The 25,958-nt window shown below is 70.8% G+C and carries 24 protein-coding genes and 1 tRNA gene; 10 read left to right on the forward strand and 15 right to left on the reverse strand.

Annotation, left to right across the window (positions count from 1 at the left end):
- Window positions 1-36 precede the first annotated feature (36 nt).
- The 5 genes from ACY34M_RS36875 to ACY34M_RS36895 all read left to right on the forward strand — a co-directional run bounded on the left by ACY34M_RS36875 (window position 37) and on the right by ACY34M_RS36895 (window position 3,968).
- Window positions 37-1,059, forward strand: a complete 1,023-nt coding sequence (locus ACY34M_RS36875) for an ABC transporter ATP-binding protein (RefSeq protein ID WP_462720866.1) — start codon at window positions 37-39, stop codon at window positions 1,057-1,059.
- Window positions 1,056-1,958, forward strand: coding sequence for an ABC transporter permease (locus ACY34M_RS36880; protein WP_462720797.1), 903 nt, complete (start codon window positions 1,056-1,058; stop codon window positions 1,956-1,958). Before ACY34M_RS36875 ends, ACY34M_RS36880 begins: the two co-directional genes overlap by 4 nt.
- The gene (locus tag ACY34M_RS36885) at window positions 1,955-2,866 is read left to right on the forward strand and encodes an ABC transporter ATP-binding protein (protein ID WP_462720796.1); all 912 of its coding nucleotides are present in this window, start codon (window positions 1,955-1,957) and stop codon (window positions 2,864-2,866) included. Before ACY34M_RS36880 ends, ACY34M_RS36885 begins: the two co-directional genes overlap by 4 nt.
- Before the next feature lie 9 nt (window positions 2,867-2,875).
- Window positions 2,876-3,595 carry an ABC transporter permease gene (locus ACY34M_RS36890; RefSeq protein ID WP_462720795.1) on the forward strand — a complete coding sequence of 240 codons (720 nt, stop codon included), beginning with the start codon at window positions 2,876-2,878 and terminating at the stop codon, window positions 3,593-3,595.
- A 130-nt stretch (window positions 3,596-3,725) separates the two neighbouring features.
- Complete coding sequence (locus ACY34M_RS36895) at window positions 3,726-3,968, forward strand: SGM_3592 family protein (RefSeq protein WP_462720794.1); 243 nt, start codon at window positions 3,726-3,728, stop codon at window positions 3,966-3,968.
- A 322-nt stretch (window positions 3,969-4,290) separates the two neighbouring features.
- Here the strand turns inward: ACY34M_RS36895 and ACY34M_RS36900 are convergent, their stop codons facing one another.
- The 9 genes from ACY34M_RS36900 to ACY34M_RS36940 form a co-directional block, all read right to left on the reverse strand.
- Complete coding sequence (locus ACY34M_RS36900) at window positions 4,291-5,115, reverse strand: HAD family hydrolase (RefSeq protein WP_462720793.1); 825 nt, start codon at window positions 5,113-5,115, stop codon at window positions 4,291-4,293.
- A gap of 59 nt (window positions 5,116-5,174) precedes the next feature.
- On the reverse strand, window positions 5,175-6,458 hold the full coding sequence (gene serS / locus ACY34M_RS36905; RefSeq protein ID WP_462720792.1) for a serine--tRNA ligase: 1,284 nt from the start codon (window positions 6,456-6,458) through the stop codon (window positions 5,175-5,177).
- A gap of 643 nt (window positions 6,459-7,101) precedes the next feature.
- On the reverse strand, window positions 7,102-8,037 hold the full coding sequence (gene pheA / locus ACY34M_RS36910; protein ID WP_462720791.1) for a prephenate dehydratase: 936 nt from the start codon (window positions 8,035-8,037) through the stop codon (window positions 7,102-7,104).
- 103 nt (window positions 8,038-8,140) lie between these two features.
- On the reverse strand, window positions 8,141-9,415 hold the full coding sequence (efeB, locus tag ACY34M_RS36915) for an iron uptake transporter deferrochelatase/peroxidase subunit (RefSeq protein WP_462720790.1): 1,275 nt from the start codon (window positions 9,413-9,415) through the stop codon (window positions 8,141-8,143).
- Between the two features lie 6 nt (window positions 9,416-9,421).
- Window positions 9,422-11,356: a copper resistance CopC/CopD family protein gene (locus ACY34M_RS36920; protein WP_462720789.1), complete on the reverse strand. Its 1,935-nt coding sequence runs from the start codon at window positions 11,354-11,356 to the stop codon at window positions 9,422-9,424.
- A 16-nt stretch (window positions 11,357-11,372) separates the two neighbouring features.
- Window positions 11,373-11,846 carry a copper chaperone PCu(A)C gene (locus ACY34M_RS36925; protein WP_462720788.1) on the reverse strand — a complete coding sequence of 158 codons (474 nt, stop codon included), beginning with the start codon at window positions 11,844-11,846 and terminating at the stop codon, window positions 11,373-11,375.
- On the reverse strand, window positions 11,843-12,529 hold the full coding sequence (locus ACY34M_RS36930) for an SCO family protein (RefSeq protein ID WP_462720787.1): 687 nt from the start codon (window positions 12,527-12,529) through the stop codon (window positions 11,843-11,845). Before ACY34M_RS36930 ends, ACY34M_RS36925 begins: the two co-directional genes overlap by 4 nt.
- Before the next feature lie 87 nt (window positions 12,530-12,616).
- The gene (locus ACY34M_RS36935) at window positions 12,617-13,357 is read right to left on the reverse strand and encodes a YcnI family copper-binding membrane protein (RefSeq protein WP_462720786.1); all 741 of its coding nucleotides are present in this window, start codon (window positions 13,355-13,357) and stop codon (window positions 12,617-12,619) included.
- A gap of 152 nt (window positions 13,358-13,509) precedes the next feature.
- On the reverse strand, window positions 13,510-14,292 hold the full coding sequence (locus tag ACY34M_RS36940; protein WP_462720785.1) for a hypothetical protein: 783 nt from the start codon (window positions 14,290-14,292) through the stop codon (window positions 13,510-13,512).
- Between the two features lie 191 nt (window positions 14,293-14,483).
- Between ACY34M_RS36940 and ACY34M_RS36945 the strand changes: the two genes are divergently transcribed.
- Window positions 14,484-14,942, forward strand: coding sequence for an ATP-binding protein (locus tag ACY34M_RS36945; RefSeq protein WP_462720784.1), 459 nt, complete (start codon window positions 14,484-14,486; stop codon window positions 14,940-14,942).
- Between the two features lie 67 nt (window positions 14,943-15,009).
- Here ACY34M_RS36945 and ACY34M_RS36950 read toward each other — a convergent pair whose 3' ends face one another.
- Window positions 15,010-16,464: an aminopeptidase P family protein gene (locus tag ACY34M_RS36950; protein ID WP_462720783.1), complete on the reverse strand. Its 1,455-nt coding sequence runs from the start codon at window positions 16,462-16,464 to the stop codon at window positions 15,010-15,012.
- A 124-nt stretch (window positions 16,465-16,588) separates the two neighbouring features.
- The gene (locus ACY34M_RS36955; protein WP_462720782.1) at window positions 16,589-18,097 is read right to left on the reverse strand and encodes a PP2C family protein-serine/threonine phosphatase; all 1,509 of its coding nucleotides are present in this window, start codon (window positions 18,095-18,097) and stop codon (window positions 16,589-16,591) included.
- Window positions 18,098-18,631: 534 nt separating this feature from the next.
- Here ACY34M_RS36955 and ACY34M_RS36960 point away from each other — a divergent pair.
- A complete protein-coding gene (locus tag ACY34M_RS36960) occupies window positions 18,632-19,327 on the forward strand; it encodes a bifunctional DNA primase/polymerase (RefSeq protein WP_462720781.1) in 696 nt (231 codons plus the stop codon).
- A 56-nt stretch (window positions 19,328-19,383) separates the two neighbouring features.
- Window positions 19,384-20,094, forward strand: coding sequence for a hypothetical protein (locus tag ACY34M_RS36965; protein WP_462720780.1), 711 nt, complete (start codon window positions 19,384-19,386; stop codon window positions 20,092-20,094).
- Window positions 20,095-20,311: 217 nt separating this feature from the next.
- Here ACY34M_RS36965 and ACY34M_RS36970 read toward each other — a convergent pair whose 3' ends face one another.
- The 3 genes from ACY34M_RS36970 to ACY34M_RS36980 form a co-directional block, all read right to left on the reverse strand.
- Window positions 20,312-21,274 (reverse strand): DUF5926 family protein, encoded by a 963-nt coding sequence (locus ACY34M_RS36970; RefSeq protein ID WP_462720779.1) that lies wholly within the window; start codon window positions 21,272-21,274, stop codon window positions 20,312-20,314.
- Window positions 21,275-21,377: 103 nt separating this feature from the next.
- Window positions 21,378-22,016 (reverse strand): ATP-binding protein, encoded by a 639-nt coding sequence (locus ACY34M_RS36975; protein ID WP_462720778.1) that lies wholly within the window; start codon window positions 22,014-22,016, stop codon window positions 21,378-21,380.
- 72 nt (window positions 22,017-22,088) lie between these two features.
- Window positions 22,089-22,892 carry a glycerophosphodiester phosphodiesterase gene (locus ACY34M_RS36980; RefSeq protein ID WP_462720777.1) on the reverse strand — a complete coding sequence of 268 codons (804 nt, stop codon included), beginning with the start codon at window positions 22,890-22,892 and terminating at the stop codon, window positions 22,089-22,091.
- A gap of 362 nt (window positions 22,893-23,254) precedes the next feature.
- On the opposite strand from ACY34M_RS36980, the gene ACY34M_RS36985 reads away from it, so the two are divergent.
- Both ACY34M_RS36985 and ACY34M_RS36990 read left to right on the forward strand, forming a co-directional pair.
- Window positions 23,255-24,709, forward strand: a complete 1,455-nt coding sequence (locus ACY34M_RS36985; protein WP_462720776.1) for a S1C family serine protease — start codon at window positions 23,255-23,257, stop codon at window positions 24,707-24,709.
- Window positions 24,710-24,794: 85 nt separating this feature from the next.
- Window positions 24,795-24,879 (forward strand) — tRNA-Ser (locus ACY34M_RS36990).
- A gap of 116 nt (window positions 24,880-24,995) precedes the next feature.
- On the opposite strand, the gene ACY34M_RS36995 is transcribed toward ACY34M_RS36990, so the two are convergent.
- Window positions 24,996-25,889: a bifunctional DNA primase/polymerase gene (locus tag ACY34M_RS36995; protein ID WP_462720775.1), complete on the reverse strand. Its 894-nt coding sequence runs from the start codon at window positions 25,887-25,889 to the stop codon at window positions 24,996-24,998.
- Window positions 25,890-25,958 lie beyond the last annotated feature (69 nt).

Here is a 25,958-nt window from a genome sequence, read left to right on the forward strand (position 1 = left end):
TGGTGTGGCCTGCGCCACTACGGTCGAACCGTGACTGTGATCGCGACCGAAAGCCTGAGCAAGCGGTTCCCCAAAGTGACCGCGCTTGACCGGCTGACCATGGACATCGGGCCCGGTGTGACCGGACTCGTCGGAGCCAATGGAGCCGGCAAGTCCACCATGATCAAGATTCTGCTTGGTCTGTCCCCCGCGACGGAGGGCCGCGCCGAAGTGCTCGGACTCGACGTCGCGGACCCGGCGTCCGGCCCCAGGATCCGTGAGCGCGTCGGCTACATGCCGGAGCACGACTGTCTCCCGCCGGACGTCTCGGCGACCGAGTTCGTCGTCCACATGGCGCGCATGTCGGGCCTGCCGCCCACGGCAGCCCGCGAGCGCACCGCCGACACCCTGCGCCACGTCGGCCTGTACGAGGAGCGCTACCGCCCCATCGGCGGCTACTCGACGGGTATGAAGCAGCGCGTGAAGCTGGCCCAGGCGCTGGTCCACGACCCGCAGCTGGTCTTCCTGGACGAGCCGACGAACGGCCTGGACCCGGTCGGCCGTGACGACATGCTCGGCCTCATCAAGCGCGTGCACACGGACTTCGGCATCTCGGTCCTCGTCACCTCGCACCTGCTCGGCGAGCTGGAGCGCACCTGCGACCACGTCGTCGTCATCGACGGCGGCAAACTGCTGCGCTCCAGCTCCACCACGGACTTCACGCAGGCCACGGCGACACTCGCGATCGAGGTCACCGACAGCGACGAACACCCGGACGGGACGAAGGCCCTGCGCAGGGCGTTCGCCGAGCGCGGCATCGACACCAGCACCGGCGGCGAACTGCCCGGCGCCGGTCACACCGTCCTCATCACGGCACAGGGCGAGGAGACGTACGACCTCGTGCGCGACGTCGTCGCGGACCTCGGCCTCGGTCTGGTCCGCATGGAGCAGCGCAGGCACCAGATCGCGGAGGTCTTCCGCCCCGAGGCCGAGCAGCAGCCGGAGCAGGACTCCGAGCGCGCCGCCGCCTGGGCGGCCACCGCCGCATCGCAGCAGCAGACGGGAGGCGCGGCGCGATGACCACCGAGCCCAGCCCCGTGGACCGCGCGTCCACCCAGATCCACAACATCGGCTACCGCCACTACGACGGACCGCGCCTCGGCCGCGCGTACGCCCGCCGCTCGCTCTTCTCGCAGAGCCTGCGCGGTGCCTACGGACTGGGCCGCTCGGCCAAGTCCAAGGTGCTGCCGATGCTGCTCTTCATCGTGATGTGCGTCCCGGCGCTGATCATGGTCGCGGTGGCCGTCGCCACGAAGGCCAACGACCTGCCGGTCGCCTACACCCGGTACGCGGTCATCCTCCAGGCGGTGATCGGCCTCTACGTGGCATCCGCCGCGCCGAACGCGGTCTCCCTCGACCTGCGCTTCAAGTCGATCCCGCTCTACTTCTCCCGCCCCATCGAGCGGGTCGACTACGTGGTCGCGAAGTTCGCCGCCATGACATCGGCCCTGTTCGTCCTCACGGCGGCGCCGCTGATCGTGCTCTACGTCGGCTCGCTGCTCGCCAAGCTGGACTTCGGCGAGCAGACCAAGGGATTCGCCCAAGGACTGGTATCCGTGGCGCTGCTGTCGCTGCTCTTCGCCGGAATCGGCCTCGTCGTCTCCGCCGTCACCCCGCGCCGCGGCTTCGGCATCGCCGCCGTCATCGCCGTCCTGACCATCTCCTACGGCGCCGTGTCCACGGTCCAGGCGATCGCCGACGCGCAGGACAACGGCGGGGCGGTGACCTGGCTCGGCCTCTTCTCACCGATCACGCTCATCGACGGAGTGCAGACCGCCTTCCTCGGGGCGAGCTCGTCCTTCCCCGGGCTCCACGGCCCCTCGGCCGGTCAGGGAGTCGTCTATCTGCTCGTCGTCCTCGGGCTCATCGCCGGCTCCTACGGGCTGCTGATGCGCCGCTACCGGAAGGTCGGACTGTGACCACGATCAACATCGACCACGTCTCACGCTGGTTCGGCAACGTGGTCGCCGTCAACGACGTCACCATGAACATCGGCCCCGGCGTCACCGGCCTGCTCGGACCGAACGGCGCGGGGAAGTCCACGCTCCTCAACATGATGGGCGGCTTCCTCGCCTCCTCGAACGGCTCGGTGACCCTCGACGGCCAGCCGATCTGGCGCAACGAACAGATCTACCGGCACATCGGCATCGTCCCCGAGCGCGAGGCGATGTACGACTTCCTCACGGGACGCGAATTCGTCGTCGCCAACGCGGAGTTGCACGGTCTCGGCAAGAAGGCGGCCCAGGCGGCGCTCGCCACCGTCGAGATGGAGTACGCGCAGGACCGCAAGATCTCGACGTACTCCAAGGGCATGCGGCAGCGCGTGAAGATGGCCTCCGCGCTCGTGCACGACCCTTCGGTACTGCTCCTGGACGAGCCGTTCAACGGCATGGACCCGCGCCAGCGCATGCAGCTCATGGATCTGCTGCGGCGCATGGGGGACGAGGGCCGCACGGTCCTGTTCTCCTCGCACATCCTCGAAGAGGTCGAGCAGCTCGCCTCCCACATCGAGGTGATCGTCGCGGGCCGGCACGCCGCGAGCGGCGACTTCCGCAAGATCCGCCGTCTGATGACCGACCGCCCGCACCGCTATCTGATCCGCTCCAGCGACGACCGGGCGCTGGCCGCCGTGCTGATCGCGGACCCGTCGACGGCGGGCATCGAGGTCGACCTGAAGGAGGGCGCCCTGCACGTCCAGGCCATCGACTTCGGCCGGTTCACGACGCAGCTCCCGCAGGTCGCGCGGGCGCACGGCATCCGGCTGCTCACGGTCTCGCCGTCCGACGAGTCCCTCGAGTCCGTCTTCTCGTATCTGGTCGCGGCGTAGGAGGCCCTGATGTACGACCCCACTGTCGCCCGACTCACCTACCGGGCCCTGCTCGGCAGGCGCCGGGCCCTCATCCTCTTCGCGCTGCCCGTACTGCTGATCGTGATCTCCGCCCTCGTGCGCGGGCTCACGGGGGCCGACGACCAGACCGCGTCCGACCTGCTCGGCGGATTCGCGCTCGCCACGATGGTGCCGCTGATCGGTGTCATCGCGGGGACCGGCGCGATCGGCCCGGAGATCGACGACGGGTCCGTCGTCTACCTGCTGTCGAAGCCGCTCAAGCGGCCCACGATCATCGTCACCAAGCTCATCGTGGCGATCGGCGTGACCATGGTGTTCTCCGCCGTCCCGACGCTCATCGCGGGCTTCATCCTGAACGGCAACGGACAGCAGATCGCCGTCGCCTACACGATCGCCGCCCTGGTGGCCTCGATCGCCTACGCGGCGATCTTCCTGCTGCTCGGCACGGTCACGCGGCACGCGGTCGTCTTCGGCCTCGTCTACGCCCTTGTGTGGGAGGCCCTCTTCGGGACCCTGGTCTCCGGGGCGCGCACGCTCAGCGTGCAGCAGTGGTCGCTGGCGGTCGCGCAGAAGGTGGCCGGCGGCGAGCTCGTCACCTCGGATGTGGGGCTGCCGCTCGCGACGGTGCTCCTGGTGGTGGTGACGGTCCTGGCTACCTGGTACGCCGGGCAGAAGCTGCGGACCTTGAAGCTGGCCGGGGAGGAGTAGGAACCGGCCCCGCGCGGGGACCGGTCCGCTTACTGACGCCGATTTCACCCTCCCATCCGGACACTGGTGGGAGGGTGCGCCCGTTCGATTGGCCACCCGAGAAAGACCCGGAGCACCCGGAGGACCCGCGATGGCAGACGAACCGATCCGCGAGGGGGACCGGCCCGGTCAGGGCGACGACACCTGGGACGACGTGGTCCTGGACACCGACTTCATACGTGCCGCCGAGACGACCGAACCGTCCGCGCGGGCGCGCATGCTCGCCGAGCGGTGGCGGAAGGGCGGGCCCGAGCCGCAGCCGTGGCGTTCGGACGAGCCGCCCGCGGGGTGGTTCTTCAGCAAGGTGCGGCGGTGCAGGTGGCGCCGCCGGTGATTAATTCGGTGGCGGCGAACTTCGGGGCGCGGCACAGTAGTTGTGTCAGTACGCCGACTGTGGCGTCCCAGGACCGGGAGAGGAGCGCGGCGATGTCCTTCAGTGATCCGTCGAGCTCCCGGCAGGGCGGCCCGAGGCAGGCTCCGGAGTAGTCACTGCACTCCGTCGAGCCCCGCCCGGGTGCTGCCCGGGGCGGCCGCTTCGAGCGCGTGTCCTTCTTCCGTGACACGCGGGCCGCCCACCCACTTCATCGGGGCCGCCCCCTCTTCACCGGGGCCGGCCCCGATGCCGTGTTGCGCGGCGGTCGGCCGTCGCCGGCCGGTCAGCCGAGCAGGCGCTCCAGGATCACCGCGATCCCGTCGTCCTCGTTCGACGAGGTCACCTCACTGGCCACCGTCTTGAGCTCGTCGTGCGCATTCGCCATGGCCACACCGTGGGACGCCCACCCGAACATCGGAATGTCGTTGGGCATGTCGCCGAAGGCGATCGTGTCGGCGGCCTTCGCCCCCAGGCGACGGGCCGCAAGGGACAGCCCCGTGGCCTTGGAGAGGCCGAGCGGAAGCAGCTCCACGATGCCCTCGCCCGCCATCGTGACGCCGACCAGCCCGCCCGCGGCCGTGCGCGCGACCTCCGCCAGCTCGTCGTCGGTCAGCCCCGGATGCTGCACGTACACCTTGTTGAGCGGCTCCGCCCACAGCTCGGCGAGCTCCGTGAACGGGACGACCGGGAGCGGGCCGTCCTGCACCTGGTAGCCGGGGCCGACGATGACCTCGCCCTCGATGCCGTCACGGCTCGCGGCGAGCGCCAGCGGTCCGATCTCGGCCTCGATCTTGGCGAGCGCGATCCCCGCCAGCTGCCGGTCGAGCGTCACCGAGGTGAGCAGCCGGTGCTCCCCCGCGTGGTAGACCTGCGCGCCCTGGCCGCACACCGCGAGCCCCTCGTAGCCGAGGTCGTCGAGGATGTGCCGGGTCCAGGGCACGGCCCTGCCGGTCACGATGATGTGCGCGGCGCCCGCCGCGGTGGCCGCGGTGAGCGCCTCACGCGTGCGCGCGGAGACCGAGTCGTCGGAACGGAGCAACGTTCCGTCGAGGTCGGTCGCCACGAGCTTGTACGGAAAGGCAGGGGCGAGGGGAGCGGGGTGGCTCACTTGGCGTTCGGCTCCAGGCTGTTCAGGCCGGGCGGCCCGGCGGGCCGTTCAGGCTGCGATTACTTGGGGTCCAGGGTGGTGCGTCCCCCAAGGTACGGCCGCAGCATCTCCGGGACGCGCACCGAGCCGTCGGCCTGCTGGTGATTCTCCAGGATCGCGACGATCGTGCGCGGCACGGCGCACAGCGTGCCGTTCAGCGTCGCGAGGGGCTGGAGCACCTTCTTGCCGTCGCGGTTGTCGCGCATCCGGACGGACAGGCGGCGCGCCTGGAAGCTGTCGCAGTTCGAGGCCGAGGTCAGCTCGCGGTACTTGCCCTGGGTCGGGATCCACGCCTCGCAGTCGAACTTGCGCGAGGCCGAGGAGCCCAGGTCACCGGTGGCGACGTCGATCACCTGGAAGGGCAGCTCGAGGCCGGTCAGCCACTGCTTCTCCCACTCCAGGAGCCGCTGGTGCTCGTTCTGCGCGTCCGCCGGGTCGACGTACGAGAACATCTCGACCTTGTCGAACTGGTGCACGCGGAAGATGCCGCGGGTGTCCTTGCCGTACGTGCCCGCCTCGCGGCGGAAGCACGGCGAGAAGCCGGCGTAGCGCAGCGGCAGCTGGTCCGCCTCGACGATCTCGTCCATGTGGTACGCGGCGAGCGGTACCTCGGAGGTGCCGACCAAGTAGTAGTCGTCCTTCTCCAGGTGGTACACGTTCTCGGCGGCCTGGCCGAGGAAGCCGGTGCCCTCCATGGCGCGCGGGCGCACCAGGGCCGGGGTCAGCATCGGAGTGAAGCCGGCCTCGGTGGCCTGCGCGATCGCCGCGTTGACGAGCGCGAGCTCCAGGAGCGCGCCGACCCCCGTCAGGTAGTAGAAGCGCGAGCCGGAGACCTTCGCACCGCGCTCGACGTCGATGGCGCCGAGCGCCTCGCCGAGCTCCAGGTGGTCCTTGGGCTCGAAGCCCTCGGCACCGAAGTCGCGGATCGTGCCGTGCGTCTCCAGGACGACGAAGTCCTCCTCGCCGCCGCGCGGGACGTCGGGGTGCACGATGTTGCCGAGCTGGAGGGCCAGGCGCTGCGTCTCTTCCTCGGCCTCGCGCTGGTCGGCCTCGGCGGCCTTCACGGCGGCGGAGAGCTCGCCCGCCTTCTTGAGAAGCTCCTGCTTCTCCTCGGGCGAGGCCTTGGGGATCAGCTTGCCGAGCGACTTCTGCTCGGAGCGGAGTTCGTCGAAGCGGAGCCCGGACGACCTGCGCCGCTCATCGGCGGACAGGACGGAGTCGACGAGCGCGACGTCCTCTCCACGGGCGCGCTGGGAGGCGCGAACACGGTCGGGGTCCTCACGGAGCAGGCGAAGGTCAATCACCCCTCAAGGCTACCGTTGCCCGCTTCCGGCCCACGACCCGATATCCGTTGCACTCACTTATGCCCTATTTGCCGGAATGTGAATTTAGGGTGGAGCGAGGCCGGAAAAGATCCACACGGGCTCGTCGGCGGGTGTCAAGGAAAGCCTGCCACTTTCCCTTGAAAGGGGCAGATGGGGCACCTCGCCTTGACCCGATCCCCTTGCCGTGGGCGGGACTTGGGGACTCGCTGTCCACAGAGATGCACAGGCCCGGAAAGTTATCCACAGGCTGTGAGAATGATCTGTGGATGCCGGAGTGGATCATTCCGAATGCCACATCCGTAGCGAACAATTCCCTTCTCAAACCGCTCGCAAGCTCACTTTCGGGTGGAAATGCTTCACTCCAAAGAGTTGATCAAGAGAAATGCCTGGACGAAGGGTGACCTGACGGGCTGTGGACACATCTGGGGCCTGTGGGCCGATTTGTCGACCAACCGGCACCTTCCTGTCGACTTGTCCCCAGGTCGAGAAGGCGCCCTGTGGATAACTTCTGTGGATGAAGAAAATCCGCTGGTAGGACCGGCTGTACAGACAAGAAGAAGCCGGATCCGGCGGTGGATAACTCGGATCCGGCAGGACGGCAGGGGCCCTGGAGCAGGGGGGCCTAGAACCGCCCGTCCTGGCAGCGCGCCAGCCAGTCCGACGCCGCCGCGAACTCGCCGTCCGAGGTTCCCGGGCGCGGCGGCCGCACCTCCTCGACGGCGACCCCGGCCCGCGGGTACGAGCCGAGGAAGCGCACCTGCGGGCACGCCCGCCTCAGCCCCATCAGCGCCTCCGCCACCCGGCGGTCCGCGATGTGCCCCTCCGCGTCGATCGCGAAGCAGTAGTCGCCGATGCCCGTGCCGGTGGGCCGGGACTGCAGCAGCACCAGGTTGACCCCGCGGATGGCGAACTCCTGGAGCAGCTCCATCAGCCCACCGGGGTGGTCCTCGCGCTGCCAGATGACGACCGAGGTCTTGTCCGCGCCGGTGGGCGCCGCGGGCCGGGCCGGCTTGCCGACCAGGACGAAGCGGGTCTGCGCGTTCTCCGCGTCGTGGATCTCGGTGACCAGCGGCACGAGCCCGTACTTCTCGGCGGCGAACTCGCCGGCGAACGCGGCGTCGTAGCGGCCCTCCTGCACGAGGCGCGCTCCGTCGGCGTTGGACGCCGCGGACTCCCAGGTCACGTCGTCGGCCAGGTGGGCCTTCATCCAGTTGCGGACCTGCGGCTGGGCGGCCGGGTGCGCGGTGACCGTCTTGATGTCGGCGATCTCGGTGCCGGGTCGCACCAGCAGGGCGAAGGTGATGTCGAGCAGCACCTCGCGGTAGATCATCAGCGGCTCGCCCGCCACCAGCTCGTCGAGGGTCGTGGTGATGCCGCCCTCGACGGAGTTCTCGATCGGTACGAACGCGGCCTCGGCCTCGCCGCCACGGACGGCGTCGAGCGCCGCGGGCACGGACACCACGGGGACGAGTTCCCGGGTGGCCGTCTCCGGGAGCGTGCGCAGGGCGACTTCGGTGAAGGTGCCCTCGGGGCCGAGATACGCGTAGCTGGCTGGCATGGGCTCACCCTAATGCGCCGTACGGAGCGGGGCTCACGGATGCCTCGGGAGCCATCCCGGCCCCGGCGACGGCCCCCGGGCCCGAGGACTCCGGCGAGCCCGCCTACCCCTCCAGCAGGGCCTGCCCCACGTACCCGCCCTTGTCCGCGCCGCCCGGCACCGCGAAGAGGCCGCTCGCCTCGTGCCGGATGAACTTCGACAGGGCGTCGCCCCGGTCGAGCTTGCGCTGTACCGGCACGAAGCCGCGCAGCGGGTCCGCCTGCCAGCAGATGAAGAGCAGCCCGGCGTCCGGTGCACCGTCCTCGTCGTACCCGTCGTGGTACGAGAAGGGGCGGCGCAGCAGCGCGGATCCGCCGTTCTGGTCGGGCCGGGTGATGCGGGCGTGCGCGTTGAGCGGGATGACCAGGTCCCCGGTCGCGTCCGTCTTCTCCAGGTCCGGTTCGGTGGTCTCCTTGCCGCCGGTCAGCGGGGCGCCGCTCGACTTCTTGCGCCCGATGACGTGCTCCTGCGCCGCCGTCGACAGCTTCTCCCAGTCGTCGAGGAGCATCCGGATCCTGCGTACGACGACGTACGAGCCGCCCCCCATCCACGCGGGGGACTGCGGGGAGCCCGAATCCGGCACGAAGATCCGCTTGTTGAAGTCGGCGTCGGCCGGCTTCGGGTTGTTCGTGCCGTCGACCTGGCCCATCAGATTGCGGACCGTCATCGGGTGGGCGGTGGCGCCGGGCGAGCGGTTGAAGCCGTTCATCTGCCAGCGCAGCTTGGCCGCGCCGCCCGCGTCCTTCTGGATCGCGCGCAGCGCGTGGAAGGCGACGAGCGGGTCGTTGGCGCCGATCTGCACCCACAGATCGCCGTTGCTGCGCGCCTTGTCGAGGTGGTCGGAGTAGAAGTCCGGCAGCGGGTCGAGGGCGGCGGGGCGCTGCTTCTCAAGTCCCGTACGGGAGAAGAAGCTGTGGCCGAAGCCGAAGGTGACGGTCAGCGACGAGGGGCCGGCGTCGCGGGCCACATCGGTGTCGTCCGAGGCCGACGGCTCGCCCGCCATCAGCCGCTCGGCCGTCGCCGACCAGCGGCGCAGCAGGGCCGCGGCCTCCTTGCGCCCCGCCCCTGCCGCCAGGTCGAACGCGACGAGATGGCCGCGGGACTGCATCGCGGTGGTGATGCCGGGCTGATGTTTCCCGTGAAACATCACCTGCTCCGCCCCGAGCGAGGTCAACGCGGCCTGCTCCTCCGGGGAGTTCGCGGAGGCCACGGCGTACCCCGCGCCCGCACCGACCGCGCCGAGGGCGACGCCGGTGGCACCCGCCGTCCCGATCAGACGGCGCCGGGAGATGCCCGCGGACTGCGTGGAGCTGTCCGAACGGCTCTGAGTGTCAGCCATGGTGGTTCAGCCGATCTTCGCGTTCTTGTTGATGGTGATCTGGTCGATGTCCGACGTACGCACGGTCAGCGCGACCTTCCAGTCGCCCGCCACGGGGATCTGCACGCCGCTCGCCGTCCAGTGTCCCGTGGCGATGTGATCGGGAACGACGGGCAGCGGACCGATCTTCTTCGCCTCCTGGGTGAGGGCGATCTTCACCTCGGGGACGTCGAAGGCCTTTCCGTTCGGCCGCTCCACGTAGAGGTGCATTTCGTTGTTGCCGGTGCGACCGGGGTCCATCTCCAGGAGGGCGGTTCCCTTGCCGTCCGCGCCGCCGGTGTCGAACGGGATCTTCAGTGAGACCGGGCCGGTCTGCGCCTGCGCGGCCGAGGTGGCGGACTTGGCCTCCTCCTCCGTGCGGCCCGGCTCGGTGGACGTCAGCACGGTGGTGACGGCGAGCAGGACGACCGCGATGCCCGCCTCGGCGAGCACCGAGCGGCGCAGCCCGAAGCGGTGCGGATCGGCGTCGCGGACCCGCTTCTCGCGGGCGCTCGCCATCGCGGCCTGCTGCCGGGCGAGTTGGGCGGCGCGCTCGGGGTCCGCGTTCTTCGCCCCGGCGGCGACGGCGACCGGCTCCTTCTCCTCGGAGACCTCGGGCGTGTGCTCCTGCGTCTGCGACGTGGCGGCCGCGGTCTCGGTGAGCCGCGCCGTCCACTTCCGGGAGATCCAGGCGACGCCGACGAGGACGACGACGAGCCCGACCTTCACCATCAGCAGCTGCCCGTACGCCGTCCCGGTCAGCGCCGACCAGGAGCCGACCTGCCGCCACGACTGGTAGAGCCCGGTCGCGACGAGGACGAGGACGCTGCCGAAGGCCACGCGCGAGAAGCGGCGCACGGCCGAGCCCTCGATCGTCGGCACCCGGTACAGGGCGACGAGCAGCGTGGCGAGACCGCCGAGCCAGGCGGCCACGGCCAGCAGGTGCAGTACGTCGACGGGCATCGCGAGGCCCGCCTGGATACCGGTCGAGGCGTGCTCGGCCATGGCCCAGGTGGCGGCGAGTCCGGCCGCGACGACGGCGCCGCCGACGGAGAGCCCGAAGGTGAGGTCGCTGCGGTCCTTGGCCTCCTCGCCCGAGCCCTCGTCGTCCCCGCTCTCGCCCTCCTCGCTCTCGCCGTCGTTCTTCTTCGCGTAGGCGCCGAAGAGCACGGCCACGAAGAGGGCCGCCGCCGCGAGCAGCAGCAGCCGGGACGTGAGCGCGGCGCCCGTCTTCGTCTGCAGGACCTGGCCGAGCAGCGACATGTCGAAGACGTCGCCGACCTTCCCCGAGCCGGTGTACGAGCCGCGCATCAGCAGCATCGCCAGGGTCGCGGCGGTGAGCGCGGTCCAGGCGCCGACCACGAGCCGCTGCACCGGCTTGCTGCCCGCGCCGCGCCGCCAGCACCCGAGCACGAACGCGGCGCCGCCCACGAGCAGCGCGAAGCCCGCGTACGAGACGTAGCGCGCGACGTCGTAGATCCCGCCGACGACGCCCCCGCCCGCGTTCTGGTCGGCCACCACCGCGGTCGTCTTGGAGGGCGCGCCGATGGAGAAGGTGTAGGCGCCTGCGACGGGGTGGCTGTCGGCGGAGACGACCTGGTAGGCGACGGTGAACGTGCCGTCGGGCAGGCCGGAGTGCAGGCCCACCGCGTAGGTCGTGCCGCCGGGGTGGGTGATCTTTCCGTCGTCGACGCGCTTTCCCGCGGGGTCGAGGACGCGGACCGCGCCGTCGGAGATCGCGACGCTCTCCGAGAAGGTGAGCGAGACCTTCTTCGGCGCGGCGGCGACCACCGCTCCCTGCTTGGGATCGCTCCCGGTGAGCGCGGCGTGCGCGGACGCGGGGGCGGCGCCGGCCAGGAGCGCGCCGGTGACGGCGAGGAAGAGCAGCACCAGCTGCCAGGTGCGGGGAGCGATGGTCTTCACGTACAAGTCAGCCCCTTCAGTGCGAAGCGTGCGACGGGTTGTAGGTGGCGACCTTCACCGGGAAGGAGACCGTGATGGTCCCGGACGTGGCGAAGTGCAGCTTCACCGACACTTTGTCGCCCTCCGCGGGCTTGCGCTTCAGGTTCTCGAACATGAGGTGGTTGCCGCCGCGTTCGAAGTCGAGCTCACCGTTCGCGGGCACGGCGAAGGACTTCTGCTCCTTCATCACGCCGCCCTTGGTGGTGTGCAGGGTGACCTTCTTGGAGATACCGCTGCTCACGGACGTGAGGGTGTCGGCGGCGCCCTTGTTGCGCACGGTGAAGAACCCGGCCGCCATGTCGCCGGACGCGGGCGCGGGGATGAACGCGCCCTCGACCTTCACGTCGGGCTTGTCGGCGGAGTCCGCGGAGCCGGAACCGGAGCCGCAGGCGGTCAGGGCGAGCCCCGCCGCGAGCGTGCAGGCACCGAGGACCAGGGGCGTGCGCCTCACGGCTTCTCCCCCTTGATGATCTTGGGAAGGTCCTTGGTGTAGTCGTCGACGGTGGCGTCCTCGCCGTAGAGCACGTAGCCGTCGTTCGTCTTCGGCGAGAAGGCGATGACCTGCGTGCCGTGCATCGACACGAGCTTGCCCTTCTTGTCCTTCTGCGTCGGCTCGATGGAGATGCCGAGGGTGCGGGCGCTGCCCTGGATGGTGGCGAAGTCGCCGGTCAGGCCGGTGAAGTCGGGGTCCTGCGCCTTGAGCCACTTGCCGAGCACGGACGGGGTGTCGCGGTCCGGGTCGGTGGTGACGAAGACGACCTGGAGCTTGTCCTGCTCGGACTTGGGCAGGGCCTTCTTGGCGACGGCGATGTTGCTCATCGTCAGCGGGCAGACGTCCGGGCAGTGCGTGTAGCCGAAGTAGATCAGCGTCGGCTTGTTCTTGGTCTGCTCGCGCAGGTCGAACTTCTTGCCGTGGGTGTCCTTGAGGACCAGGTCCGGCTTCTTGAACGGCTTGTCGAGGACCGTCGCGGCCTTCTTCGTGGCGCCGGAGTCGGAGGAGACCTCGGCGACGGGCTTGCCGCCGTCGTCGCCGCTGCCGCACGCGGACAGGGCGAAGGTCGCCACGGTGACGAGTCCGACCGCGGCCAGCAGGCTCTTCCTGTTGAACGTCGTGTTCTTGCGGGGGTTGCGCATAGAAAAATGTCCCAGATGTGAGGTGACCGGCGGGCGCCGGGGCCGTCGGGGTCGCCCACCGCGACCCCGACGCCCGCCGAGGGTGGCTCAGCTGTTGGTACGCCGACGGCCGGCCATGACACCGAACGCCACACCGGCGGCCCCGACGACGATGCCGACGATGCCGAGGGTGCGGGCGGTGGTGTCGCTGTCGGACCCGCCGGAATCCGTGGTCGCGGCGGCGGCTTCCTTCTTGGTGCCGTCGTCGGAGGCGCCCGAGGCACCGTGCTCGTCGTCCGCGGCGGCGGAGAGCTCAAGGGTGGGCGCCGGGTTCTCCGGCTCCTCCTGGCCCTTCTGCTGCGGCTCGATCCAGCGCACGACCTCCTTGTTGTCGTAACTCTGGATCGCCTTGAAGACGAGCTGGTCGGTGTCGGTCGGCAGCTGGCCGATGGACACCGGGAACTTCTGGAAGTAGCCGGGCTGCACGCCCTTGTCCTTGCCGGAGCCGGTCGCGGTCCAGGTGACCTTGGTGACGGCCTCGGTGATCTTCTCGCCGTGCATCTCCATCGGCTTGTCGAGCTTCGACTTGGTGACGTCGGCCTTCCAGCCCGGCACCGGCTGGGGCATCACCGAGGCGAGCGGGTGCTCGGCCGGGAAGTTGACCTCGAGCTTGGTGGTCGCGGCGTCGTCGCGCTCGTTGGGCACCTTGAAGTCGACGACGGCGTAGTCGCCCTTGGCGGCCTCGCCCTCCGGCTGCACACTCACGTGCGCGAAGGCGGGGGCGGACACGAGGACGACGGAGGAGACGGCGGCGGCACCGACGAGAGCGGCGCGGGACATCTTCTTCATGACAGAGAGAACTCCACGTTCAGCGGATTCAACGAAGGGTGAAGGGGCGCGACCGCGAAACACCGCACTACGTAGGCGGTGAAAAGCGAGTACGCGCGCGTGCCCACGGCACGCCTCACCCCCCGCAGTACGCGGTGGAGCACGCGTGCCGTTCAGGCAGCGAGAAGGAACGTGTCGGCCGCGGGCGGACCGCGCCGTCGCACGGAGTGCTGAAGTGCCGCCGCGCACAGGGCCGGTGGTTCGGCGAACCCGGCACGAGCGGCGAGCGGCAGGACGGGCGCACCCCAGAGCCCGGCCCGCAGGGCGCGTACGAGCCCGAGCGCGGCCCGCAGCGAACGGATGGGCGCGACACCCTGCGCGGACATCCGCGAGAGCCGCACGAGGCGGCCCAGGGCGAGGTCGCCGTGGCGCAGCAGCCAGCCGGCGCCGGCCGCGGCGAGCAGGTGCCCGAGCAGCATCGGCAGGGACGGCAGCATCGGCATCGTGGAGCCGGCCGCGTCCACCATGTGGTGCGCGTCGCCTGACGGCATGCGCGCGTTGTCGAGGATGCGCTGGGCCTGCGCCGGGCTCAGCGTCGAGGCGCCCGCCCCGCACATGAGCCGCGCGGCCCGCTCGACCGCCGAGGGCCGGCCCGACGCGACGGCCGTGTTCATGGCGTGCTGCTGGCCGAGGCCGAAGAGGCTGTGCAGCGCGATCTGCCCGGCCCCCAGCGTGACGGCGATGCCCGGCAGCGACCGCTCGCGCCCCGCCAGCGGCAGGGCCACACAGAGGACGGCGAGGAAGCCGAGCGACATCGTCCACAGCGGGACGGTGGCCGTAGAACCGAGAACGTGCCCCGCCGCGGACAGCACGACGCAGACCGCGGCGAACACCGCGGCCCTGAGCAGCCGGAGATCGGCCGCGCTGTGCGCCTGGCGCTGGTGGGGGGCAGACATGGCGGCCTCATCATCGCACTGGCTTCACACGCTCCATACGGCAGGTCCGCAAGGTCCCAAATCTCCCGTACACCGCCGACTCCCGTACGCGCATCGGCCGTATGGGCGTCATCACGTCAACCGCGAGATTGCGCCGGGCCGGTGGTGGCAATACGTATCGGTATGTCGAGTCGCGGCCGGGAGGCGGGAGCATGAGCATCTGGTGGTCCCTCCAACTGCGGCGCGACGCCGCGAGCGTGCCGCTCGCCCGACGCCTGCTCATGGGCACCATGGAGACCGCGGGCGTCGACCCCGAGGTCTCCTACGACCTGTCGGTCGCGCTCAGCGAGGCGTGTGCGAACGCCGTGGAGCACGGCGGGACGGCGACGAGCGAGACCCCGGACGCGTTCCGGGTCACCGCCTATCTGGACGGCGAGAAGTGCCGTATCGAGGTGGCCGACGCCGGCCCGGGCTTCACCGCGACGAGTGGACGTGCGGCGGTCTCCGTGCGCCCGGCGCCCGACTACGCGGAGCACGGCCGCGGACTGTGTCTCATTCAGGAGCTGGCCGACCACGTCGACTTCGTGAACAGACCCGGCAAGGGCGGCGCCGTGGTCAGCTTCGACAAGATCCTCAAGTGGCGGAAGGACGCGCCACTGATGGCGGTGTGAACCGCTTCTGCTCGACAAGAAGGGCCGCACCGAACGGTGCGGCCCTTCTTGTCGAGTTTTTTCGTGCTCAGCCCTTCAGGCGGGCCATCCACGCCTCGACCTCGTCGGCCTTGCGGGGCAGCCCGGACGACAGGTTCTTGTTGCCGTCCTCGGTGACCAGGATGTCGTCCTCGATGCGGACGCCGATGCCGCGGTACTCCTCCGGCACGGTCAGGTCGTCGGCCTGGAAGTACAGACCGGGCTCGACGGTGAGCACCATGCCGGGCTCCAGCGTGCCGTTCACGTACGCCTCGGTGCGCGCGACCGCGCAGTCGTGGACGTCCATGCCGAGCATGTGGCCGGTGCCGTGCAGGGTCCAGCGGCGCTGCAGGCCCAGCTCCAGGACGCGCTCGACCGGGCCCTCGACCAGGCCCCACTCGACGAGCTTCTCGGCGAGCACGCGCTGCGCCGCGTCGTGGAAGTCCCGGAACTTGCCGCCGGGCTTCACGGCCGCGATACCGGCCTCCTGGGCCTCGTACACGGCGTCGTAGATCTTGCGCTGCAGCTCGCTGTACGTGCCGTTGATCGGCAGCGTGCGCGTGACGTCGGCGGTGTAGTACGTGTGCGTTTCCACACCGGCGTCGAGCAGGAGCAGGTCGCCGGAGTTCACCGGGCCGTCGTTGCGGACCCAGTGCAGGGTGCAGGCGTGCGGGCCAGCGGCGCAGATGGAGCCGTAGCCGATGTCGTTGCCCTCCACGCGCGCGCGAAGGAAGAACGTGCCCTCGATGTAGCGCTCGGAGGTGGCCTCGGCCTTGTCGAGGACCTTCACGACGTCCTCGAAGCCGCGCACGGTCGAGTCGACGGCCTTCTGCAGCTCGCCGATCTCGAACGCGTCCTTCACGACGCGCGCCTCGGAGAGGAAGACCTTCAGCTCGTCGTCGCGCTCGGCGGTGACCTTGTCGGTCAGGGCGGCCTCGATACCGGCGTCGTAGCCGCGCACGACGCGAACCGGTCCTGTGGCCTCGGCCAGCGTGTCGGCGAGCTCGCGCACGTCGGAGGCGGGGATGCCGTACAGCTTCTCGGCCTCGGTCAGCGAGTGGCGGCGGCCCACCCACAGCTCGCCCTGGCCGTCGAGCCAGAACTCGCCGTTCTCCCGGTTGGAGCGCGGCAGCAGGTAGATGGTGGCCTCGTGGCCGCCCGTGGTGGGCTCCAGGACGAGGACGCCGTCCTCCGTCTGGTTGCCGGTCAGGTAGGCGTACTCGACCGAGGCGCGGAAGGCGTACTCCGTGTCGTTCGAGCGGGTCTTGAGGTTGCCCGCGGGCACCACGAGACGCTCGCCGGGGAAGCGGGCGGACAGGGCGGCGCGGCGGGCGGCGGTCTCGGCGGCCTGCGGGATCGGCCGCAGGTCGTGCAGCTCGGTGTCGGCCCAGCCGGACTTCATGCTCTCGGCGAGCTCGTCGGACACGCCCGGGTAGAGGCCGTTCTTGCGCTGCTTGATGGGCTCCTCGGACTCCGGGGTCTCCGGGGTGAGCTCCTCCGACACGGTTCCTCCTCGACACGGCGGGTCCGGTGAAATGCCTGGATATGGCAGTGGACCCCCTCCATCGTACGAGCGTACGGAAGGGGGTCCAGGGCCGGAGGGCCTGTTACACACAGCGCTTCAGAGGTCACTCGAAGCGCGCCGCGAGCAGCACCACGTCCTCCTCGCTCTCGGCCGTGTCGAGGCCGTCCGGGAGCATCGAGCGCAGCACGTGGTCGGCGATCGCCGCGGGGTCGTCACGGATCGCCTTGGGCACACCGGCGGCGGCCGCGTGCAGCCGGGCGAACGCGCGGTCCATGGGGGCGCCGGTACGGCGCAGGAGACCGTCCGTGTAGAGCAGCACGGTCTCGCCCGGCTGCGGCGTGATCTCCACGCTCGGCGCCTCCCAGCAGGCGAGCATTCCGAGCGGCGCGGACAGCGTCGTCTCGGCGAACTCGGTGCGCCGTTCGCCGATCACCAGGGGCGGGCTGTGCCCCGCGCCCGCGAGGACGATCTTGCGCTGCGCGGGCTCGCAGTACGCGAACAGAGCGGTCGCGCTGCGCGCCGGCTCGGTCAGGCGCAACAGCAGCTCCAGGTCGGACAGGACCGCCACCGGGTCCTCGCCCTCCATCACCGCGTACGCCCGCAGGGAGGCGCGCAGCCGGCCCATCGCGGCGACCGCGCTCGCGCCGGAGCCGCTGACCGAGCCGACCGCGAGCCCGAGCGCCCCCTCGGGCAGCGGCAGCGCGTCGTACCAGTCGCCGCCCCCGCGGGGTCCGGTGCGGTGCCGCGCGGCGAGCTGCACTCCGGCGACCCGCGGCAGGCGGGGCGGCAGCAGCTCGTCGGCGACCGTGCGTGACCACGCGCGCGTGCGCTCCAGTTCCAGGAGGCGGGCCAGGTGTTCGGTGGCGTACCCGACGTAGAGGCCGATGAGGTGGCGCTGGCGCTCGGCGGGCTCGGCCGGCTCGTCGTAGAGCCAGACCGCGGCGCCGAGCAGCCCTGCCGCCTCGGTGGCGAGCGGCGTCGCGTAGCTCGCGGCGTAGCCGAGGCGCGTGGCGACCTCGCGGTGACGCGGGTCGAGCCCGTCCTCGGCGAGCAGGTCGGCGTGCGTCTCGGGTCCGGTGCACAGTCCGTCGAGGATCCGCCCGTGTGCGGTGGCTCCGCGCGGCACCGTCTCGATGTGTCCGAGGTCGGGGCGGGACAGGCCGAGGCCGACGGTGGTGTCGGGGCCGCGTCCGTCGCCCGGTTCCAGGACGACCAGGCCGCGCTGGGCGCCCACCAGGGCGGCTCCGGCGCGCAGCAGTTCGTGCAGCGCGTCCTCGAGTGCGACCGTGCGGGCCAGCCGTTCCGTGAGTTCGTGCAGGGTCGTGAGATCGGAGACCCAGCCCGCGAGCCGATCCTGGATCACGGCTCCGGGTGCCACGGCGGCGGGTGTGACCTGCGACACAGGGGCAGCGTGTGCGGCGCTGGGGGCAGGAGGGGGCGCCTGTCCAGGAGGGGAATCGATTCCGGCCACTTTCGGCAGGCGCGGGGTTGTCATGGCTTCCGGCTTTCCAGCCGGTGCAAATTGCCCATTAGCATCGCAAACCCCCATGTCATTCTGCGCCGCTGGCAATGCCTCCACATGTACACGGACTGGAGAGGGGATGTCCAGCATTGTCCCGTTGGGATTCCCGGTGTCTGCCGTGGTCAAGTGCCGTTCACGGTAAAACGATCTCGGTTCTCATATGTGATCCCGGCCCGATCCCGCACTGATCCAGATCGTTCGAAGATGGCCAAAAAACGCCTGGGGGAAGTGTGTATTGCGGTCGACTGGCATTGTTCAGCTGTGGTCGACAGAGCGTCATAGCGGCCGTGATGGGTACGTAGTCCGTGAAGACCAGGGGCAGTTGGGATCCACCCGGAACCTGGTGACGGAACCGGGCGTCATAACCATCGGCGACCGTGCCCCATCCTCCCGTGGCGGAGGCGGCGAGAAATACGCGGGACGGCAAACGCCAGGCGGCGCCACCCCACGCCAGGCTTTTCAAGCACACAGCAGGCGCTCGGACTATAGGGGGACCCCCCTGCCTCAGGCCGGCGGTTCAGGCTGGGGTGCGGCGCTCCAACACGTACGCGCAGTGACTGATCGACACATGGTGTGATGTGGCCCATAGCGTTCTCTTCGGTCTACGGAAAGGAACGAGCGCTCATGCGCGAGATCCTCGGAAGGCGACGCAGGCTCCTGTCCAGGCGTGACAACGGGAAGTCTGACCTGATCAGCGCGGCCCTCACGTTCGCGACAGCGTGGCAGTGGCCGGTTCTGCCGGGCATAGGGCTCGAAGCGGGAGGCCGTCGTGACGGCGTCCGCTGCGCGTGCCCCGACCCGGAGTGCACGGTGCCCGGCGCGCACCCCTTCGACCCGGGGCTGCTCGCCGCGACGACCGATGAGCGCATGGTCTGCTGGTGGTGGACCAACCGCCCCGATGCGCCGATCGTGCTGGCCACCGGTGCCCCGGCCGGTTCCTCCGGAGGGCGCGCGCCCTGCGCCGTGAGCCTGCCCGCCGTCGCGGGCGCCCGCGCGCTCGCCGAGCTCGACCGGCGGGACGTCCGGCTCGGCCCGGTGATCGCGACGCCGGAGCGGCTCGCGATCCTCGTGGCGCCGTACTCGATGGAGCAGCTCGGCGAACTCCTCTACGCGCAGGACTTCGTGCCCGGTTCGCTGCGCTTCCACGGGGAGGGTGGATATCTCGCCCTGCCGCCGTCGGTCTCGGGCGCGGGACAGGTGCGTTGGGAGCGTGCGCCGCTGCCCGGCTCGGCCGCCCCGTGGGCGCCGGACGTCGAGGCCGTGGTCGGCACGGTGGTGGACGCCCTCACTCGTACGGGTGTGAGCGCGCCCGAGATGTAGCGAATTCCGGCGCGCGGCGGGCCGGTGGGCGTGGTGTGCGCCGCTATGTTCGGCGCATGCCCGCCGCGCCACGCTCCCCCCAGCTCCCGGACGAGACCGTGCAGGAGCGGCCGCACGCGCGACTGCGGCTGTTCGGACTGATCGCCGTGGTGGTTCTCACAGCGGCGCTGCCGCTCGCGGGCGCGTCCGCGGGACCGGTGGGCGACGGGCCCACGCGGCCGACGACCACCGAGGCAAAGGCCGACGAGGCCGATGACGCCGACCGGGTGAACGACGAGCCGGACGCCGGCTCAGGTGACAGGTCAGGCGACAGCACAGGTGGCAGCTCGAACGCCGGGCCGGACGACAGGTCGGATGCCCGGCTGAACGGCAAGCCGACCGACGAACCCGGCAGGGCCTCCCTGCTGACCGGTCTCGGCCTGACCACCGAGGCCCACTGCGGCCCCCAACTGGCCGCTCCGGACGGCATCGAGGCGCAGACCTGTGTGCTCGTCCAGGGCCACGACACCTGGGCGCGTACCTATTTCCGCAACGCGACGGGCTCCAGGCTGACCGCCGTACTGACCCTGATGGCACCCGGCGGGCGCACGATGCAGCTGCACTGCGCGGTGGGTGCGGAGGACGAGCCGGGGATGTGCGAGACACCGCGGGGACGTACGCGGGGAGAACCCGAGCAGTACACGGCGGTGGCGGAGTACGCGCGGGGCGGGGAAGGCCCCCTGTTGCTGCGCTCCGGGAGCAACTCGGCGCCGCCGCACGGGGGTTGAGTCCCGGCGTGCACAGAATGCACATGGAAACGCCCGGTTGCTGGCGACGGGGGATGCACCAGCAACCGGGCTACTTGAACGGTAACAAGAGATCGCCGGTTAGCAAATTCGATCTCTTCTATTCGGACATGGATTTACCTGCAACTACCGGGAGTTGTGACCCGGCTCACCCTGCGGTTCGGAGAGGTGTTCCCGTCCGGATGGGCTGATCGGTCGGTCAGCTGAGCGTCACCTGGCGGTTGGTGAGACCACCCCGCGCGCGACGCTCGTCAGGGGTCAGCGCAGCGTCCGTGGCCAGCGCACCGGCCAGTCGCTCGGCGAACTCGGCGGCCGGCTTCTCGACGTCCTCGGCCCGGACCGAGCTCGGCAGGTCCCACACCGGAACGGTCAGTCCGTGCGCCCTGAAGGAGCCCACCAGGCGGGTGCCCTCGCCGAGCGACGACGTGCCCGCCGCGTGCAGCCGCGCGAGGGCGTCGAGGAGCTTCTCCTCGGGGTGCGGCATGACCCACCGGAGGTGGTTCTTCTCCGGCGTCTCGCACCAGTAAGCGCTGTCCACGCCGGTGAGCTTCACCGTGGGGATGGCCGCGGCGTTGGCCCGCTCCAGGGAGGCGGCGACGTCACCCGACGCGTTCTCGGAGTCCGGAACCCAGAATTCGAAGCCCGTGTGGACGATGGGCTCGAAAGTGCCCTCCGTGGCGAGCACGTCCTGAAGGCGCGGGCCGTCGGCCGGCGCGCGCCGGGTCTGCACCGGATTGCCCGGCTCCGCGGCCAGCGCGCGCAGCAGGGTGTCGGCCAGATCCCGGCTGATGTCCCCGGACGGCGTCTCGTTCTGCAGGCCGAGCAGGACCGAGCCGTCGTCACGGCGCAGCGCGGGCCACGCCATGGGCAGCACGGTGGCGAGGGTCACCGAGGGGACGCCCTCGGGGAGGCCGTCCTTCAGGGTCAGCTCGGCCGTCGCGGCGGGCACCAGCTCGCGCAGCGCGACCCAGTCGCCCTCGCCCGGCAGGCCCTCGAAGGGGCGCTGCACCAGCTCGGTCACGGCGTGCGCGGCGGCCCGGCCGTGGCAGGCCTTGTAGCGGCGACCGCTGCCGCAGGGGCAGGGTTCGCGGGCACCCACGACGGCGATCTCGCCCTCGGTGACGTGCGGCTTGCCCTTGGTCTGCGGGCGCTTCTTGGCCATCTTGGGTGTCTCCCGGATACGGCTCTCGTACGTACGGCGCGAGCCTAGCCGCTCGTACTGACAAGAGGGGGATTCGGCCCAACTGGCCGCGCGCGCCCGGCTTTCAGGTCAGCTCGTCGAACGTATCGGGGAAACCCAGCTCGGCCAGGTCCGCGACGGGCGGCGAGGCCACCCGCGCGGTGAAGTCGTCCCTGCGCCGCGCCATGGCCTCCGCGTGCACGTCCTTGTGGACGATCACCCAGACGGTTACCTCGCCGCGCATGCCGTCGCGTACGCCCCAGTCGTCCGCGAGCGCCGTGATGATGTTGAGCCCGCGGCCGCCGTGTGCCGTGATCGACGGGGTGGCCGGAATCGGGCGGGTGGGCCCGCCGCCGTCCGTCACCTCGACCGACAGGCAACCCCGGTCGTCGACCCGCCAGGCGACGCGTACGTCACCGTCTCCGGCCAGATCGGCACCGAGCGGCCGGCCGTGCCGGCACGCATTGCTGAGCAGTTCGGAAAGGATGAGAACTGCATCGTCGATGACCGTTTCCGGTACGCCGCTGATGCGCAGCTGATCACGCATCCGACGTCTTGCCGCGCCCACGCCCGCAGGGCCATGGGGTACGGCCATGCTCGACGACGCGGGCACCTCCTGTGCCACCACCAACGCCACCCCCGAGACCTCCTTTGCCCCACGCCACGGTGTGAATGCCCCAATGGACTGGACCGGAAACCGGCCATCTTGCTTCCGGTGACGCACTCGTGACGATCGAATACCGTCCGAACGCGCCGGGGCACACCCTGTGACGGCGCGGGGGAAAGGTGGCCTGATTCAACCCCTGCCGAGTCGGCGCAGTACGGCCGCGGGGCGATTGGTGATGATGGCGTCGACGCCCAGGTCCGCGCAGAGGTCGACGTCCTCGGGCTCGTCCACCGTCCAGACGTGGGTCTGGTGACCCGCGCGCGTGAGCTTCTCGACGTACGAGGGGTGGCTCCGCACGATGCGGATGCTGGGGGCCGCGATGTGCACGCCCTTGGGGAGGCGTCCTTCGCGGTGCATGGGGGACACGAACTGCATCAGGTAGACCGTCGGCAGTGTCGGCGAGGCTTCCTGGACGCGCGACAAGGAGCGCGCGGAAAAGCTCATCACGCGCACGCGCGAGGGCTCGTCGGGCGGCGGGGCGTCCAGGCCGAACCGCTTGAGCAGGAGCAGCAGCCGCTCCTCCACGTGCCCCGCCCAGCGCGTGGGGTGCTTGGTCTCGATCGCCAGCTCCACCCGGCGCCCCGCGTCGGTGACCAACTCCAGGAGGCGCTCCAGTGTCAGGACGGAGGTGTCGGCCGCGCTGCCCGCCCAGTCGGGGCCCTCCTCGCGGTCCTTCCAGGATCCGAAGTCGAGGGCGGCGAGGTCCGACAGCTCCAGTGCGGAGACGGCCCCGCGGCCGTTCGACGTACGGTTGATGCGGCGGTCGTGCACGCATACAAGATGACCGTCCGCCGTCAGCCGCACATCGCATTCGAGGGCGTCCGCGCCGTCTTCGATCGCCTTCTTGTAGGCGGCCAATGTGTGCTCGGGGGCGTCCTGAGAAGCACCGCGGTGGGCGACGACCTGGATGCGCTGCTGTGGTGCGAGGGTCACCGCGTCATGGTGCCACCGCGCGGCGTGCGATCGGGAAAAGTTCGGCCCAGCGGATGCGTCCGTTTTGCCGGACGTAAAGGATGGCAGGGGACGCACAGGATCGTCTTACGGTGGCCTGACGTCCCGTGGGAAAGGCTGACGGCGTACAACAGCACAAGTGGATCGTGACAGGACCATGCCGGAAAGGCGTGTGACAGTGGCTGTTCACGGGCCGCTGTAGAGATCGGAATCGATACGGGTCGGACCGGAATGGACCTGATGCGATCGAAACAGCCCATGGCGGTTCGAGGCAGTTCGAAGCACCTTGGGCAGCCAGACAGGACGGACCGGCGACGACAGCCGTGGATCGAGGAGAGAAAGCTGTGAGCACCGAGAACGAGGGCAACGAGGTACCTCCGGCCCCGTCCGCACCTCCCGTGCCGGTGGACGCTCCCGCTGCTCCCGCGCCGGCTCCCCGGGGGGCCGGACATGACCCTGCGAGCCAGGAGCCGAACACCGCCGACCGCACGGCGCCCGGAGCGCCCGCGGCGTCCGCCGCGTCCTCCGGCGGCGCTCCCGGCGCGGCAGGCCCGGCCCACGGCGGCGACTGGCCGCCCCCGCCCCCGCCGCCCGCCGTCCCGGCCTACGCGTCGGGTGGCGGCGGTGGCGGTGGCTGGGGCGCCTCGTACCAGGAGCCGCAGCAGCCCAAGCCGGGCGGCCGGCGCGGCGGCCTGGTCGCCGGGATCATCGCCGCGGCCCTGGTCGCGGGCGCGGTCGGCGGCGGCGTGGGCTACTGGGCGGCCGAGCGGGGCGACGGGTCGGGCACCAGCTCGACCACCGTCTCCTCCTCCAACCCGGCCGACCTCAAGCGTGATCCGGGCACCGTCGCGGGCGTGGCCCAGAAGGCGCTGCCCAGCACGGTCACCATCGAGGCCGAGGGCAACAACGGCGAGGGCGGCACCGGCACGGGCTTCGTGTACGACAAGGAAGGCCACATCCTCACCAACAACCACGTGGTGGCGGAGGCCGCCGACGGCGGCAAGCTGTCGGCGACGTTCTCGAACGGCAAGAAGTACGACGCCGAGGTGATCGGCCACGCGCAGGGCTACGACGTCGCGGTCATCAAGCTCAAGAACGCACCGGACGACCTGAAGCCGCTCGTCCTCGGCAACTCCGACAAGGTCGCGGTCGGCGACTCGACCATCGCGATCGGCGCGCCCTTCGGCCTGTCGAACACGGTGACGACCGGCATCGTCTCCGCCAAGGACCGCCCGGTCGCCTCCAGCGACGGCAGCGGCAGCAGCAAGGCCTCGTACATGAGCGCCCTGCAGACCGACGCGTCGATCAACCCGGGCAACTCCGGTGGCCCGCTGCTCGACGGCAGCGGCCGCGTGATCGGCATCAACTCCGCCATCCAGTCCGCCTCCAGCGGCGGCATGGGCGGTTCGGGTCAGTCCGGCTCGATCGGTCTCGGCTTCGCCATCCCGATCAACCAGGCCGACATGGTCGCCCAGCAGCTCATCAAGACGGGCCAGCCGGTCTACCCGGTGATCGGTGCCTCGGTCTCCCTGGAGGAGGGCACCGGCGGCGCGAAGATCACCCAGCAGGGCGCGGGCGGCTCCGCGGCCGTCACGCCGAACGGGCCGGCGGACAAGGCGGGCCTCAAGCCCGGCGACGTCATCACCAAGCTGGACGACCAGCCCATCGACTCCGGTCCGACCCTGATCGGCCAGATCTGGACGCACAAGCCGGGCGACTCGGTGAAGCTCACCTACACGCGCGACGGCAAGGAGCACACGGTCGACGTGACCCTCGGCGAGCGCAAGGGCGACAGCTGACCGACCCCGCGACCGACCGACCCCGCGACCGGACCCGCTACCCTGGTCCCGCGCCACGACGGCTCATCCGAGTGTCGCGGCGCGGGGTGGGTTGCCCGAGCGGCCTAAGGGAACGGTCTTGAAAACCGTCGAGGCGCAAGCCTCCGTGGGTTCAAATCCCACACCCACCGCACAGTTGAGCGAGCCCCCGACCGGAAGCCCGGCCGGGGGCTCGCTCGTGTTCGGGGTGCCGCCGTTTCCGGTGCCGCCGTTCTGGGTGTCGCCGTGAGGCCCGTGCGCGGAGCCGCTAGGGCCCTGCCGTCAGGCGGGCCGCCGAGGCGATCGTGGAGCGGGCCTCACGCTCCGTCAGGCCGGTCTGTGTCGCCGCGTCCGTCAGTGCGTCCGCGAGGGTGTCGCCGATACCGCTCTCGTAGGCGCGGCAGGCCGCCCAGAAGAGGCGGGTGTTGCGCTGGCCCTCATGGGCGCCCAGAACGAACTGGACGAGCCCGAGACCGTGTTGACCGGGGCGGCCCGGTGCGGGGTGGTGCACGCGTGGCGGGGGCGCGAGCAGCCGCAGAAGCGCCGGTGGGCAGGGCGCGGGCGGGAGGTGGCCGGTGCCGGGGACCGTGCTGTAGACGCCGTGCTCGGTGCGGGAGCCGGGCCCCACGAGGTAGCCGCCGGCGCCCCGGATGTCGATGCCGGGGGCGAGGCGGCTCGCGGAGTTGGGCACCACGGCGTCCGGCGGCCCGGAGAGCCACAGGTGCCGCCCGCCGCTGGGCGTGGCCACGACCACCGTGTCCGGGATCGTGAAGAGATGCCGTAAGGCCAGCTCACGCAGGGAGGCGGAGGCATCCGTGCCGGACTTGGTGTCCAGGTCGATGCCGATCAGGTGGTGCGGGGCGAGGCCGCACGCGATGCCGTAGCCGGTCGCCCTGGGGGCGGCCGCGAAGAGCGCGCGGATGCGGCGCGGATCGGTCGTCGCGTCGTACACGCCATGGCCGGGCAGTCCGCACTCGCCGTGGCAGCGCGGGGCCGACGGAGGATCACCGCGGTGCGGCGAGGGCAGTGCGGGGAGCTTGGTCCTGGCCAGCGGGATGACGGCGAGCCCGCGCTCGGCGGCGGACAGGGCGTGCGCGAGGGCCAGGGTCGCGAGGTTCGGGTGCGGTGGGCAGTGGGGCGGGTGCCGGTCCATGGTGGCCATGCCTCCATGTTCGTACAGGTGTTCGAAGAAGGGAAGTGGAGCCGGTCATCGGAGGGAAGCATTTACCAA

The sequence above is a fragment of the Streptomyces sp. EDA2-14 genome (genome assembly GCF_054963755.1).